General features: G+C 57.2%; 13 protein-coding genes and 2 pseudogenes. 9 read left to right on the plus strand and 6 right to left on the minus strand.

Annotated elements, in window-relative coordinates; genetic code table 11:
• Nucleotides 1-13: 13 nt before the first annotated feature.
• Nucleotides 14-898, plus strand: coding sequence for a UTP--glucose-1-phosphate uridylyltransferase GalU (gene galU / locus H4N61_RS17530; RefSeq protein WP_169194408.1), 885 nt, complete (start codon nucleotides 14-16; stop codon nucleotides 896-898).
• Between the two features lie 3 nt (nucleotides 899-901).
• Here galU and H4N61_RS17535 read toward each other — a convergent pair whose 3' ends face one another.
• From H4N61_RS17535 to H4N61_RS17550, 4 genes are all read right to left on the minus strand, one after another.
• The gene (locus H4N61_RS17535) at nucleotides 902-2,077 is read right to left on the minus strand and encodes an outer membrane beta-barrel protein (RefSeq protein WP_248306619.1); all 1,176 of its coding nucleotides are present in this window, start codon (nucleotides 2,075-2,077) and stop codon (nucleotides 902-904) included.
• 173 nt (nucleotides 2,078-2,250) lie between these two features.
• Complete coding sequence (locus H4N61_RS17540; protein WP_169194406.1) at nucleotides 2,251-2,700, minus strand: NfeD family protein; 450 nt, start codon at nucleotides 2,698-2,700, stop codon at nucleotides 2,251-2,253.
• Nucleotides 2,701-2,703: 3 nt separating this feature from the next.
• The gene (locus H4N61_RS17545) at nucleotides 2,704-3,687 is read right to left on the minus strand and encodes an SPFH domain-containing protein (RefSeq protein WP_169194405.1); all 984 of its coding nucleotides are present in this window, start codon (nucleotides 3,685-3,687) and stop codon (nucleotides 2,704-2,706) included.
• An 89-nt stretch (nucleotides 3,688-3,776) separates the two neighbouring features.
• The gene (locus H4N61_RS17550; RefSeq protein ID WP_248305894.1) at nucleotides 3,777-4,604 is read right to left on the minus strand and encodes a glycoside hydrolase family 25 protein; all 828 of its coding nucleotides are present in this window, start codon (nucleotides 4,602-4,604) and stop codon (nucleotides 3,777-3,779) included.
• 175 nt (nucleotides 4,605-4,779) lie between these two features.
• Between H4N61_RS17550 and H4N61_RS17555 the strand changes: the two are divergent.
• From H4N61_RS17555 to H4N61_RS17575, 4 genes and pseudogenes are all read left to right on the plus strand, one after another.
• A pseudogene (locus H4N61_RS17555) lies at nucleotides 4,780-5,907 on the plus strand (YifB family Mg chelatase-like AAA ATPase); the annotation flags it as partial.
• 70 nt (nucleotides 5,908-5,977) lie between these two features.
• The gene (locus tag H4N61_RS17560; protein ID WP_182394575.1) at nucleotides 5,978-6,343 is read left to right on the plus strand and encodes an IS1 family transposase; all 366 of its coding nucleotides are present in this window, start codon (nucleotides 5,978-5,980) and stop codon (nucleotides 6,341-6,343) included.
• Nucleotides 6,344-6,924: 581 nt separating this feature from the next.
• Nucleotides 6,925-7,101: pseudogene (locus H4N61_RS18415) on the plus strand (ATP-binding protein); the annotation flags it as partial.
• Between the two features lie 74 nt (nucleotides 7,102-7,175).
• Entirely contained in the window at nucleotides 7,176-7,556 is a 381-nt protein-coding gene (locus tag H4N61_RS17575; protein WP_169194402.1) for a DUF1294 domain-containing protein, read from the plus strand.
• A 52-nt stretch (nucleotides 7,557-7,608) separates the two neighbouring features.
• Here H4N61_RS17575 and H4N61_RS17580 read toward each other — a convergent pair whose 3' ends face one another.
• Together H4N61_RS17580 and H4N61_RS17585 are read right to left on the minus strand one after the other, a co-directional pair.
• Nucleotides 7,609-8,316: a YafY family protein gene (locus H4N61_RS17580; protein WP_182394577.1), complete on the minus strand. Its 708-nt coding sequence runs from the start codon at nucleotides 8,314-8,316 to the stop codon at nucleotides 7,609-7,611.
• A gap of 87 nt (nucleotides 8,317-8,403) precedes the next feature.
• Entirely contained in the window at nucleotides 8,404-9,414 is a 1,011-nt protein-coding gene (locus H4N61_RS17585; protein ID WP_169194400.1) for an aldose epimerase family protein, read from the minus strand.
• 135 nt (nucleotides 9,415-9,549) lie between these two features.
• Here H4N61_RS17585 and H4N61_RS17590 point away from each other — a divergent pair, with 135 nt between their 5' ends.
• The 4 genes from H4N61_RS17590 (at nucleotide 9,550) to H4N61_RS17605 (ending at nucleotide 13,875) form a co-directional block, all read left to right on the plus strand.
• A complete protein-coding gene (locus tag H4N61_RS17590) occupies nucleotides 9,550-10,578 on the plus strand; it encodes a LacI family DNA-binding transcriptional regulator (protein WP_182394578.1) in 1,029 nt (342 codons plus the stop codon).
• Nucleotides 10,579-10,667: 89 nt separating this feature from the next.
• Entirely contained in the window at nucleotides 10,668-12,131 is a 1,464-nt protein-coding gene (gene xylB / locus H4N61_RS17595) for a xylulokinase (RefSeq protein ID WP_169194398.1), read from the plus strand.
• Entirely contained in the window at nucleotides 12,128-13,435 is a 1,308-nt protein-coding gene (gene xylA, locus H4N61_RS17600) for a xylose isomerase (protein ID WP_169194397.1), read from the plus strand. The genes xylB and xylA overlap by 4 nt, the downstream gene beginning before the upstream one ends.
• A complete protein-coding gene (locus tag H4N61_RS17605) occupies nucleotides 13,435-13,875 on the plus strand; it encodes a GNAT family N-acetyltransferase (protein ID WP_169194396.1) in 441 nt (146 codons plus the stop codon). Before xylA ends, H4N61_RS17605 begins: the two co-directional genes overlap by 1 nt.
• Nucleotides 13,876-13,880 lie beyond the last annotated feature (5 nt).

The raw sequence follows: 13,880 nt of genomic DNA on the forward strand, positions 1-13,880 counted from the left end.
TTGGAGTGCCCACGTGACCAAGCGTGTACGTACCGCTGTCTTTCCTGTTGCCGGACTTGGCACGCGTTTCCTGCCCGCCACTAAGGCCATGCCTAAGGAAATGCTGACGGTCGTTGACCGCCCCCTGATCCAATATGCCGTGGATGAGGCGCGAGAAGCTGGTATCGAGCATTTTGTGTTCGTGACCGGTCGCAACAAGGCTGTGATCGAAGACCATTTTGATCGTCAATTTGAACTTGAAGCCACACTTGAAAGCCGCGGCAAGAATGCGGCTTTGGAAGAGTTGCGCAAGGATCTGCCCTCTGCCGGTCGCACCAGCTTTACCCGCCAGCAAGAACCGCTCGGCCTTGGCCATGCGGTGTGGTGTGCGCGCGATATCGTTGGTGACCAGCCATTTGCGCTGCTACTGCCCGATATGATTTTCCGCGCCAAGCCGGGCGTGTTGCGTCAGATGATGGACGCGTACGAAGAAACCGGCGGCAATGTCATTGGCGTTGAAGAATGCGCTTGGGACGATGTTTCGTCCTATGGCGTTGTTGTTCGTGGCGATGGCGACGACAAGGGTTTTGCGATCAGCGGCATGGTTGAAAAGCCAAAGCGCGAAGAAGCCCCGTCCAATCTCTTCATCTCCGGCCGCTATATTCTGCAGCCAGAAATCTTCTCGCTTTTGGCCGAACAGCCACGCGGTGCGGGTGGGGAAATCCAGCTCACCGACGCGATGCAGACCCTTATGGGCCAGCAGAAGTTCACCGGCGTAAAGTACGAAGGCAAGGTGTTCGACTGTGGCTCCAAGCTGGGCTTCCTCACGGCCAACGTCGTCTTCGCGCTCGACCGCGAAGACATCCGCGCTGGTTTCCTTGAGGAGCTGCGGGCGCTCGATCTGAGCGACAAGCTTTAAGGACTACCGCTTGAGCGTCACACCGACGCTGAGCTGGTGACTATAAAATGTGCCCGTCGCGCTATTGGTGCGGTGGGCATAATTGTAATCGGCGCTGAGTTTTGTGCGCGTGTTGAGGCCATAATCGGCCCCGAGGCCCGCACTGCGGCGATCTTCAGTTTCGCCACTATTTTCAACGCGTGAATGTGCGAGCTCGCTACTGGTGCGCAACGCCAGCGCGCTGTTGACTTGATAGCTGGCCGACAGCTTAGCGCTATCAATCACGCGTACAGCACCGGCACTATCCGCCCCTGTCGGCTCGATATTGCGCGCCAAAAGGCCGGTAACGCTCAGGGTTGGATCAGGCTTCCAAGTCACACCCGCTTCATAGAGACGGGCCGTCACTTCCGGCTGCGTTGCCGAGGTGAATATGTATTGGCCCATGCCAACGGCGGCATGGGCGGTAATCCGCTCTTGCCAGTTCCCGCTCACGCCCATTTTGACGTTGCGCGTATAGGCATCTGCGAATTGGCCGGAGCTTTTCCCTGCCTGGTCAAACCAATGGCGACCGAGCTGGCCTTCGCCATAGACTTCAACGATTGGGGTGATTTGATAACCGAGGCGCAGCGTGCCCTCCGCGCTCCATCGGTTCTGATCGGAATTATCGGTTGTGCCTGTGTCGCGCCTCTCGGTCGGCCCATAGGCAACACGCTCTATCTGGCCATTGAGCCTGAGGTTGAACTGGCCAAAACGATGAGCCATGCCAGCCTCAATATGGCCGGTGGTGATATCTGCGGGTCGAATAATTTGAGGATCAAAGCCGGGTGTGCCGAGCAATTCACGATCGAATTTTAGGCCGGCCTGGCCCTGCACCCGCGTGTTCTCGTTCAACTGCGAACCAGCCGTAACCGAAATTGCCGCGGTGGTTGGGGTGATCTGCGGGTCACTGCCGCGCGCCAATTCGACATGGGCATTGATATGAGTATCAACCACATTGCCCAGGCTGCGCAAATCGAGCTCGGGGCGCAGGTGGGCGCTAAAACTATTGCCATCGCTGGACGAGATCTGCGTGCCTCTTAGACCGAGTGACCAGTCTATCTCAAAGGGGGGAGCCCCTTCCTCTGTCGGGACAAAGCTTGTAGGCGCAGCCGGGTAAAGCCCTGGCTGTAGGCGGTCGTCACTAATGGGGTCGGCAAGCACTGACCCCGCGCACAGGCACGGTGCCAATGCGAGCAGCGTCAAATTCAGCTTCTTTACCAACAAAACTCATGGCTCCGCCGTCAAGCAGGGCGTTTCTTCGACCGCGTCGAAAACCCCTGTCATGCCCATAAGGAACCCTTGCACGTCATGGTTAAATACTGGTTGAGACGGACCTAAAACGGCTCCACTCTGAGGATATTACCGTCGGCGCCAACTACTCGCACTTTGCTCCCGGTGGTCAAGTCAGGCCCTGAGACACGCCAAACCGTGTCGCCAATATGCATTCGGCCCAAGCCGCTGATGATCGGTTCGGAGAGGATCCCTGTTTGCCCGATCAACTGATCAGTCCGTTGATTGAGCAGTGGTTTGTCGCTGTGTGCCTGCCGACGCTTCGCACTTTTGGTCCAGATGAAAATCGCGCTCAAAGAGAGGGCCGCGAAGGCCAGCCATTGGAGCGGCCAACTGACCGCAACCACCAGTGTCAGCGCCCCGATGACCAGAGCGGAGACACCGAACCAAATGAGGAAGCCGCCCGGCACTGCCAACTCAAGGCCGAGCAAGATCAGGCCAAAAACCATCCAGCTCCATGGTCCAAAGCTAGCGATAAGAGCAATAAGGTTCATGTCTTAACCCGCGTTTGGAGGACGACCAGTGCCGCGTGGCTGGGACGAACCCGCGCCAAAGGCTTCGCGGGCGATTTCGGCAATACCGCCGATTGAGCCGATCACGCTGGCGGCTTCCACGGGCAGCATCAGAACCTTTTGGTTTGGCGAGGTGGCGATGCCCTCGAGGGCTTTGATGTAATTGTTGGCGACAAAATAATTGATCGCCTGCACGTCACCCGAAGCAATGGCCTCCGACACCAGCTGGGTCGCGCGCGCTTCGGCTTCTGCAGCGCGTTCACGCGCTTCAGCGTCGCGGAAGGCAGCCTCTTTGCGGCCCTCCGCTTCGAGCACTTGCGCCTGCTTTTCGCCTTCTGCTTTGAGGATAGCAGCTTGGCGACGACCCTCGGCTTCCAAAATTGTCGCGCGCTTTTCGCGCTCTGCCTTCATTTGGCGGCCCATCGACTCCACAAGATCCTTGGGTGGATCAATGTCTTTGATTTCGATGCGGGTAATTTTAACGCCCCAAGGCGAAACGGCGGTGTCCACCACCCGCAACACGCGATCATTGATCTCATCGCGATGGCTGAGCAGCTCGTCGAGATCCATGGAACCCATGACGGATCGGATGTTGGTCATGGTCAAATTGAGGATGGCATTTTCCAAGTTCGACACTTCGTAAGCAGCAGCTGCAGCATCGAGAATTTGGTAGAATGTGACGCCGTTTGCCGTCACGGTCGCATTGTCGCGTGTGATCACCTCTTGATGCGGAACGTCGAGGACCTGTTCCATAACATTGAGCTTTTTGCCGATGACATCGATAAAGGGCACGATCAAATTGAGCCCGGGCTTCAGTGTGCGAATGTAGCGGCCAAATCGCTCAATGGTGTAGTGATAGCCCTGCGGCACGGTCTTGGCGCCAGCAAACAAGACAATGATCAGCAGTATCGCAAGTGCGATTAGAACTGTGTTCAAACCGCCTAGGCCCAATTCATCCAACAATCCCATCGCCGCGCTCCCATAACAAAAGTGCTGCCACGTTACCGCAGCAGCACTCTATTGGGGATAGGCTATTCGCTAAGATTTGCTGACCCTGGCTATTTGGCGTAGCCGCAACGGCCTGTCTGCTGCAGCGCTGGTATGGCGCGTGGATCACAGCCGGTCGACAGGAAGGTCATCCATTCGTTCTGTGAACCATAGAAGACGTTGCGATCCACCTCGCCCCGCACACCGGCCACAAGACCGGTCTGGGTATACTGCCAGAAGGTCCAAGGACGGTTCTTATAGCGCTCATGCGGCTCGGCAGCGGTGGAGCGCAGCCAGAAGCTATTGGGGAAGTACTCGCCTTCGAGAATGTCGCGGTGGAAGTTCATGTCAGTGTAGATGATCGGCAGCTTACCGCTATGGCGCTCCATCACATCCAGCATCAGACGAATTTTTTCCAAGGCATCGGCCTTGCTCGGCTTGGTCTTGCAGCTCGAGTGATTGTTCCATTCGAGGTCTAGAACCGGCGGCAGTGCCGATGGGTCTGCTGGCACATTGGCAACGAACCAAGCGGCCTGCTCGGAGGCCAGCGAACACCATGTCATAAAGTGATAGGCGCCGCGTGGCATGCCAGCCTGAGCGGCGCGCTGCCAGTTCACGCGGAAGTCTGGGTCAAGATAGTCCTTGCCCTCGGTTGCTTTCATGAAAACGAATTGAATGCCAGCACCGCGAGCGCGAGGGAAATCGACGTTTTCCTGATAGCGCGCGACGTCAATGCCCTGCACCGGCATCGAGCGGGCTCGATCAACGGCCTTATGCGGACGGTTGTCGCCCGGAATGGCTCCATAGAGCCCACCGCCAGTAGCACAAGCAGCCAATGCAACGCCGACGAGGGCGAAGACAGCGCCTTTCGCAAGGGTGGAGAGGCGGGGAGATTTCAAAACCGGTTTCATCAATGAAGGCACACGCTACGCACAACTTAAGCTGGCCTTTGTTTCAACATTTCTGGGTTAATGGAGTTTTAGGGTAACCAATATGGCAGTTCGCATGGTTAATAGACCATATTGCGTTCTCTTTGCGTTCTGTTAGCCTGCCTTTGGCTAGGGGGACATACCTATGGTGACACGCGTTGGCACCGTGGCGTTTCAGGGGATCGAAGCTGTTCCGATTGAGGTGCAGGTTCAGATAGCGCCGGGTTTACACCATATTTACATGGTCGGGCTGCCGGATAAGGCCGTCAAAGAAGCCAGCGAGCGTGTCCGCGCGGCGCTCGTTGCCTCGGGACTTGGTCTGCCCGCCAAGCGCATTACGGTCAATCTGGCCCCAGCTGATCTTCCCAAAGAGGGTAGTCACTACGACTTGCCGATCGCGCTGGCGATGATGGCAGCTATGGGCGCGATCCCCAGCGATGCGCTCGATGGCTATCTGGTCCTGGGGGAATTGGGGCTTGATGGCCGCATTTCTCATGTCAGTGGCATCTTGCCCGCCGCGCTTGCCGCCAGTGAAAAGGGCATGGGCGTTATTTGCCCCGCCGCCTCTGGTCCCGAAGCGGCCTGGGCGGGCGAAGACATTGATATTATTGCTGCCGATAGCCTCCTCGCGGTGGCCAATCACCTTGTTGGCCATCAATTGCAGGCTCGGCCCAAACCCGCCCGCCAATCAGAAGAGCGCAGCAATTTGCCCGATCTCAGCGATGTGCGGGGACAAGCTGTCGCTCGTCGTGCCCTCGAAGTGGCCGCGGCTGGGGGGCATAATCTTTTATTCGTAGGGCCGCCCGGTGCTGGAAAATCCATGCTGGCGGCCCGCCTACCCTCTATTTTGCCGCCACTTAGTCCGCGAGAATTATTGGATATTTCCATGATCCAATCCATTTCCGGCGAGCTGGTCGGCGGCGTCCTCTCCGATCGTCGTCCCTTCCGCGCTCCGCACCACTCTGCCTCGATGGCAGCCCTTGTTGGCGGCGGCTTGCGGGTGAAACCCGGAGAGGTAAGCCTTGCCCATAATGGCGTGCTCTTTTTGGATGAATTGCCTGAATTTGCGCCCAATGTTTTGGATAGTCTGCGTCAGCCTCTGGAGAGCGGCGAAACAGTCATCGCCCGGGCAAATGCCCGCGTCACCTATCCTAGTCGCTTCCAACTCATTGCCGCTATGAACCCCTGTAAATGCGGTTACGCCGGAACGCCGGGTCATATTTGTAAGCGTGGCCCGGCCTGTGCCGGTGATTACCAGGCCCGTATCTCTGGGGACTGTTTACAACTTGCTCATTTGGGATTCTAGTTTGATTGCTTGGGGGTGATTTGCCGGAGGGTTTGAGATGGATTGTCCAGATTGTTCTAGCACTGCCACGGTCAAGCGCGGCCTCAAGGCGGGTTACCAGCGATTTAGCTGTAAGCAGTGTGGTCGGTACTTTACTGATCGCGCCCCTAAATTCAGCGCTGAGACAAAAGCGCAGGCCGTTCAGATGTATCTCAACGGCACCGGCATTCGGGCCATTGGGCGCGTCCTTTCGGCCTCCCCAGCCGCGGTCCTTAAATGGATCCGCAAGGAGCACGACATCTTGCAAGAGCGGATTGCGGCTCAGCGCGGTACGCCAGCGAGCGGGCCCGATATTATTGAGATGGACGAGATCTATACCTACGTCCAAAAAACAGCAGCGAGCGGTTATCTGGACCGTTTATAGCCGAAGACAGCGCCGCGTTGTTGCCCACCACATCGGTGACAAAGGCGTAGAAAGTGCGATCACGGCCTATCGCTTGGCCCTTCAGGCTGTGGGTGAGATCGGGGCCATCTTTACCGATGCCAACTCTTGTTACGCACTCGCTTTCAAGCGCAATGGCGTGACCGTGCCACATCTGGAAACAAAGGCGCAAACCCACCTGATTGAGTCCTCCAATTCCTCAATCAGGGACAATCTTGCGCGGTTCAATCGGCGGACAAAGCGCGTCTCCAAAACAGTGCAGATGCTCGAGATTACGCTCAATCTGTTCTTCAACAGACACCTCATAAGGAGTCCCAAATGAACAGTCCCGTATCTCTGGCCCTTTTCTGGATCGCATTGATATCCGCATTGATGTGCCAAGCGTATCGGCCGCCGAGATGATCGGTGCCGTCGGGGAGGCCGAGTCTTCGGCCGTTGTGGCTAGCCGTGTGGCACGGGCAAGAGAGTTTCAGCGCCAACGCTATGACGCCGCTGGACACCCTGAGGTCCTCACCAATGCGTCAGCCACGTCAACGCTGATCTAGCGACTTGTTGAGCCTGATCGGGAAAGTCAAAACTTGCTGCTGCAAGCGGCAGACCGGTTCAATCTTTCGGCTCGCGCCTATCACCGCGTTCTCAAAGTCGCGCGGACCTTGGCTGATTTGGCTAGTTCTGAAAAAGTCTCTCGTCCGCATATCGCCGAAGCGCTGAGCTATCGATTGATCTTTGAAACACGTTAGCGTTTAGGCCGATACAAAGCAGTTGTTTAAGCTTTGGCCTTACCAGTTGAGGCCCGGCAATAAGGACGAATTGAATGGCGAAAAAGCAGACGAGCAAGTTTCGCTATTTCTGCGTCGCAGCGCTGCTCTTGGCGCTCTGCTTTGGCCTTGTAACGTTCCGCCTGCCCTTCTGGGTCGCCGCACTGTATTTCGGCATGGGGCTCGTTAGTCTGGTGCTTTATGCCATCGACAAATCATCTGCGCGTGGGGGGCGTAGACGTATCCGGGAGCTGCATCTGCTGTTTGCGGACACAGCGTTTGGTATTCTGGGCGGGCTACTCGGGCAGCAATTGTTTCGGCACAAAACGCAAAAGCAGCTTTTTGCGGTGTCGGCGCTCGCACTTACCGCGTTCCATTTACTGGTTATTTTCGCTGTCATTGAGATGACACCAGGGCCGGTGCGCTCGCTCAACTAATGCCGTGTTTCACGTGAATCCAAAATTCCAAATCCGTGATTCACGTGGAACATCAGGTGTTCCCTTCGGTGTACTTCACATCGTGCTCCCACGAGGCGCGCCATTCCTTTTCGAGCTGACCCCGTCGCTTGCCGTAGCGTTCTTCGGTGAGCTGAAGGCTGACAATGCGATCCGTGCGGAAGTTTCGGAAGGCGTTGCGTAGCAGGCACCACGCTGCAATGGTTTGTTTTCCTTCGTAAAACGCGAGCCCGACAGGCCAGATCGTCCTTGAACTCGCGCGCGCCTGCTCATCTTGGTAGTCGATGATGACAGCGCGCTCCTGCCGCACAGCTTGGCGAATATCGCCGAGCACGGGCACGGGTTTTCTCTGGCCCCAAATGGCGACGGGCCAAAGAGCGGTGTCGCTGATCCGATCGCGCAAATCATCCGGCGACGCGGTCGCAATTTTTGCCAAGGCATTGCGCGCGGCTGCACCCAAGCCATCATCGGGTTGCGCCTCGACCCAGCGTGCGCCGAGGACGAGTGCCTCTAGCTCTTCGGGCGTGAACATGAGCGGTGGGAGGAAAAATCCGGGTTTCAGCATGTAGCCAATTCCCGCTTCGCCATCGATTGGGGCGCCCAGCCCAATAAGGGTTTGGATGTCGCGATAAAGCGTGCGCACAGAGACTTTTTGTTCCTGCGCCAAAGCAGCGGCAGTAACCGGCATACGGTGACGCCGCAAGGCGTCCATGATCGAGAAAAGTCGCTCGGTCTTATCCATAGAGGCGTTCCCATATTCCGCTCCTGAGCAGTGTGGCTCAGGAGCGTAACGAAGGGAACGCTCAAATCTTGTCAGCAGAGCACTGCGTTAGGAAATTTCGATTTCGCACCAGTGGCTGTACGGCTTGTCCGGACCGCAAATGATATTGGGGAAATGCGGGTTGTGCAGCGCGTCGGCTGGGCACTGGTCTTCTAGGCAGAAGCCAGAGTGCTTGCCGTACATCTTGCCCTCAAGGCCCGGCATTTTCATGTCGGTCCATACCGCATTGTAGAACTGCACGCCCGGACGATCCGACCACAATTTGAGGGTGAGGTCCTTGTCTGGCGAAACAACGGTTGCGAGCGGTTCGGAGAATTTTCTACCGTTATCAAGCACCAGCCCCATATCGTAATCGACCCCCGCGCCCTTTTCGTCGCGCATGGTGCGCGGCTTACGGAGATCGTAAATCGTGCCGCGCGAGGGGAGAATGGCGCCGGTTGGCGCCAGATCATCACCCAGGATCGTATAGGCGCTCGAGTTAATCTGAACGGTGTGGTCGAGGACCGTGTCGGTCGTGCCAAGATTGAAATACTGGTGCTGCACGAGGCTGATCGGCGTGTTGCGGTCCGTGGTGGCGCGAAGCTCCAACCGCAGGCGGTTTCCGATCAACGTATAGGTCGCATAAAAATTCACATTGCCCGGATAGCCCATGGCTCCATCGGGCGAGAAATGGCTGAAGCGAACCGAGTTGTTCGACGAATCAACTTGGCCCTGCCAGACCTGATGGCCCAAGCCATCGGTGCCGCCGTGCAGCTGTAGTTTGCCAACATTGGCTGCGAGTTGATAGGTCGTGCCATCGAGCTCGAAACTGGCGTCTTTAATCCGGTTGGCGACGCGTCCCGCGATCGCGCCGAAATGGGCGCCATGGTCCAGATAGGCCTCAAGATTATCGAATCCGAGAACGACGCTTCTCTCGCCCCCATTGACTGGAACGCGCCAATCGCGGACAGAAACGCCATAGCCGATAATATCGACAGAGACGCCGGTATCGCTGGTCAGGCGAAACTGATCGACCCTCTGGCCGCCGATTTCGCCGAATTGTGAGACGGTTACGCCCATAATGTCCTCCACTTTGGCACAAGGGTCTAGCTTTATTGTCTCTTCACCGCAACGGGACACTTGACCTTTGCTAGGCGCGCAACAACTCTGCAAAAGCAGACGCCAGTGTGGGGAAGCAGTTTGTCAGAGGAAAGCTTGAAACGTCGAGCAACTGTACATGACGTTGCTCGTGCAGCTGGCGTCTCTCTAGCGACTGTCGACAGGGTGCTTAATGGCCGCCCCGGGGTGCGCGCGGCAACAGCCACGAAGGTCGAAGACGCTATTGCCGAGATCGGGTTTACCCGCGATCTCAACGCTTCCCTAATGGCTCGTGCGCGCGATCTGCACCTCGTTTTCTTCATCCCTGAAAGCACCAATGAGTTTATGGAGAGCCTTGCCGACGCTGTGTCGCGGCGTGTTCTCTCTGCCCAATCGGACAGAATTCATCTCGAGTTGGTGCGCATTAAAGCGTTTGACGCGGTTGGTTTGGCGGAGCGCTTGGATAGGCTCGATCCCAAAACCACCGACTATGCCATTGTCGTTTCGGGCGATGAACCTGAGGTGATCGCGGCAATAGATGGCGCTCATCGTCGCGGCATTAGTGTCATTACGCTGGTTTCTGACCTGCCCTTGTCGGCGCGGCGGAATTTCATCGGCGTCGATAATGTTGCGGCTGGACGCACGGCAGCCTCGCTCATGGGGCGCTTCCTGCCCCAAGGGGGCAAGGTTGGGGTTATGGCGGGCTCGCTCCACCTGCGCGATCACCTGGATCGTCTCGAAGGGTTTCGGAGTGTGATCGCATCCGAGTTTGCACACATCGAACTTATTGGCCCCAAAGAAGGCCATGATGAGCGCAGCTTAACGCAAGCCTATGTCGCAGAACTTATCAAAGAAAATGAGGGACTTGCCGGCATTTACAATTTGGGTGCAGGCAATGCTGGTCTGGTCGCTGCGCTAGAGGCTTCCGGTCGCGGTGGTGATATCAAAGTGATCACCCACGAACTGACCGGGCCAACACGTTTGGGGCTCATGGGTGGAACTATCGATGTGGTTCTGGATCAGAACCCTGATGGTGAGATTCGTGAAGTTATTGCCGCTGCGCGCAGCCTAACCTTGTCGGGTGCTCGACCTGTACAGAGCGAGTCTATTGAATTAGCGATTTTCCTTCGCGATAATTTGCGCTAGATAGCGCTATCGATGTCAGCGGTGCGCTCCAAAAACGGAGCATTGGGAGTTGGGATGTTTTTGTTGATTGCTTCTGAGGTACGTGCCTCATGACCTTTCTTGGCATTGATATCGGCACTTCCGGCGTAAAAGCGCTGTTGATCGACGCGTCCGGGAAAGCGCTGGGCGAAGCGACGGCTGCGGCCGTGGAGCCGACCCGTCCCCATCCCGGTTGGTCGGAACAAAACCCGCAGGATTGGTGGGCGGCAACGCTTGCCGCGATCGACAAGCTTCACGCGTCCCATCCGCAGGCTTTGGCGGCGGTGAAGGGCATCGGCCTTTCTGGTCATATGCACGGCGCGACCCTCTTGGGGGCCAATGACGAAGTTCTGCGCCCCTGCATTTTGTGGAATGACGGTCGCTCGGCCGCTGAATGCGCGGAAATGGAAGCGGCCCTGCCCAGTCTGCGCGATGTTGCTGGCAATATCGCCATGGCAGGCTTCACTGCGCCTAAGATTGCTTGGGTGCGCAAGCATGAGCCAGAGATCTTCAAAAAGCTCAAAAAGGTTCTTTTGCCTAAGGCCTATGTGCGCTTGCTGCTGACCGGCGAGCATGTCGAGGACATGTCCGATGCCGCTGGAACGCTCTGGCTCGACGTCGCAAAACGCGATTGGTCTGATGAACTGCTCGCCGTGACAGGTCTCACGCGTGAACACATGCCGCGTCTGGTCGAAGGCTCAGAAAGCTCGGGTCAGCTCAACGCTGAATTCGCCGCGCGTTGGGGCATGACGGGGCCAGTGATCGTTGCTGGTGGCGCAGGCGACAATGCTGCTGCTGCTTGCGGGATCGGCGCTATTCGTCCCGGCGAAGGTTTTGTCTCGCTGGGTACTTCGGGCGTGTTGTTCGTCTCGAACGCCAAGTTCAGCCCGAACACCAATGGGGCCGTACACGCGTTTTGCCACGCGATACCAAATACTTGGCACCAGATGGGTGTCGTCCTTTCGGCGACCGACTCGCTCAATTGGCTCGCCCGCATCACCGGCAAAAAGCAGGCGGAGCTGGCTGGCGAAGCGGAGGCACAGTTCAACGGTCCGGGCGAAGAAATCTTCCTGCCTTACCTCTCCGGCGAACGGACGCCGCACAATGCGCCTAAGGCGCGAGGCTCGTTTGTTGGCCTCAGCCAATCGAGCGATACAGCGCAAATGGCGCAAGCCGTCATGGAAGGCGTCGCTTTCGCCATGCGCGATAGTCAGCGCGTTTTGGCGGATGCGGGCACAAACATCTCGCGGCTTCTGGCCGTGGGTGGCGGCACCAGATCCGCGCTTTGGCTCAAATTACTCGCCACCAATCTCAACATGGAAATCGCCCTACCCGCGGACGGTGATTTCGGTGGGGCATTGGGCGCTGCCCGTCTGGGCCTTTGTGCGGCAATCGGCGCCTCACCTGCAGAGGTGATGACCATGCCGCCCGTCAAAACAGTTATCGCACCCGACACAAAGCTGTCGGCTGCTTATTCAGAACAATACGAGCGCTACCGCGCCCTATTCCCGGCTATTGAGGAGATACGCCAGTGACCGACTTTTTCCAGGGTCTGAGCCAAGTTAAATTCGAAGGTCCAGAGAGCAAGAACCCGCTCGCTTACCGTCATTACAATAAGGACGAGCTTGTTGCTGGCAAGCGGATGGAAGATCACATCCGCCCGGCCATCGCCTATTGGCACACGTTCGCGCAGGAAGGCGGCGACCCCTTTGGCGGCCGTACTTTTGATCGTCCTTGGTTCGATAAGGGCCTCGAAGGCGCAAAGCTCAAGACCGAAGTTGCGTTTGAGTTCTTTAATCTCATCGACGTGCCCTTTTTTGCCTTCCACGACGTGGATGTGGCACCAGAAGGCGCAACTCTAGCGGAGAGTAATAAGAACCTGCGCATTATCGGCGATCTCATTGCCAGCAAGATGCAGAGCTCGGGCAAGAAGCTCCTGTGGGGCACTGCCAATCTCTTCTCTAACCGTCGCTATATGGCGGGTGCTGCGACCAATCCAGATCCAGAAATTTTCGCCTATGCTGCCGGTCAGGTGAAGGCCGTACTCGAGTTGACCCATGAACTGGGCGGCGAAAACTATGTGCTTTGGGGCGGCCGCGAAGGCTACGAAACCCTGCTCAACACCAAGATCGGCCAGGAACAGGACCAGATGGCCCGCTTCCTGACGCTGGTTATCGAGCATGCCGAAAAGATCGGCTTTACCGGTCAGATCCTCATCGAACCCAAGCCACAAGAACCGTCCAAGCACCAGTACGACTTTGACGTCGCAACGGTGTTCGGCTTCCTCCAGAAATATGGCCTCGACAAGAAGGTGAAGTGCAACATCGAAGTTGGCCACGCTTTCCTCGCCGGTCACTCCTTCGAGCATGAATTGGCTGTGGCCTCCTCGCTGGGCCAGCTTGGCTCGGTCGACGCCAACCGCAATGACTTGCAGTCTGGCTGGGATACCGACCACTTCCCGAACAATGCCGGGGAAATGGCCCTCGCCTTCTACTACATTCTCAAGCAGGGTGGTCTTGGCAAGGGCGGCTTCAATTTCGACGCCAAAGTGCGCCGCCAGTCGCTCGACCCAGCAGATTTGTTGCACGGTCATATTTTGGGTCTCGACACCTTGGCTCGTGGCCTCAAGGGCGCAGCTGCCCTGATCGCAGATGGCGAATTCGATAAGCTGCTCGATGACCGCTACGCCGGTTGGGACAATGGCTTGGGCAAGGATATTCTGGCTGGAAAGCTGTCGCTGGCTGACATTGCCGGCAAGGTTGACGCACAAAGCATCAATCCTCAGCCGCGCTCTGGCCGCCAAGAATATCTCGAAAATCTAGTCAATCGGTTCGTCTGATGATCCGGGCGATCGAACAGAGCGACCATCGGGTGTGGACCCAATTGTGGACTGCCTATTTGCAGTTCTACGAAACGGTTCTGCCGCAAGAGGTTTTTGCCTCGACGTGGTCGCGCCTTCTCGATCCTAACGAGCCAACCTGGGGCGCGCTCGCGCTCCAGGACGGCCAGCCTATTGGCCTCGTTCACTGGCTATATCATCGCACCAATTGGGCGGTCGCCGACAATTGCTATTTGCAGGATTTGTACGTCATGCCCGAAGGGCGTGGTGGCGGCCATGGTCGTGCACTGATCGAACATGTCGCGACAATCGCGCGGGCCAGACCCTGCGCGCAGCTCTATTGGACCACCCACAAAACCAATACGACCGCTATGCAGCTCTATGATCGACTGGCCAGCCAGACCGGCTTCGTCCCATATCGCATGACGCTGTCGGTCTAGGATTT

Origin of the sequence: Devosia sp. MC521 (assembly GCF_014127105.1) — a bacterium.
In the GTDB taxonomy this organism is placed as follows: domain Bacteria; phylum Pseudomonadota; class Alphaproteobacteria; order Rhizobiales; family Devosiaceae; genus Devosia.

Coding starts and splice junctions, on each gene's coding strand:
- H4N61_RS17585 (WP_169194400.1), bottom strand. CDS start 9,414: ATGGGCGTAACCGTCTCACAATTCGGCGAAATCGGCGGCCAGAGGGTC.
- H4N61_RS17545 (WP_169194405.1), bottom strand. CDS start 3,687: ATGGGATTGTTGGATGAATTGGGCCTAGGCGGTTTGAACACAGTTCTA.
- H4N61_RS17540 (WP_169194406.1), bottom strand. CDS start 2,700: ATGAACCTTATTGCTCTTATCGCTAGCTTTGGACCATGGAGCTGGATG.
- xylB (WP_169194398.1), top strand. CDS start 10,668: ATGACCTTTCTTGGCATTGATATCGGCACTTCCGGCGTAAAAGCGCTG.
- H4N61_RS17580 (WP_182394577.1), bottom strand. CDS start 8,316: ATGGATAAGACCGAGCGACTTTTCTCGATCATGGACGCCTTGCGGCGT.
- H4N61_RS17605 (WP_169194396.1), top strand. CDS start 13,435: ATGATCCGGGCGATCGAACAGAGCGACCATCGGGTGTGGACCCAATTG.
- H4N61_RS17575 (WP_169194402.1), top strand. CDS start 7,176: ATGGCGAAAAAGCAGACGAGCAAGTTTCGCTATTTCTGCGTCGCAGCG.
- H4N61_RS17560 (WP_182394575.1), top strand. CDS start 5,978: ATGGATTGTCCAGATTGTTCTAGCACTGCCACGGTCAAGCGCGGCCTC.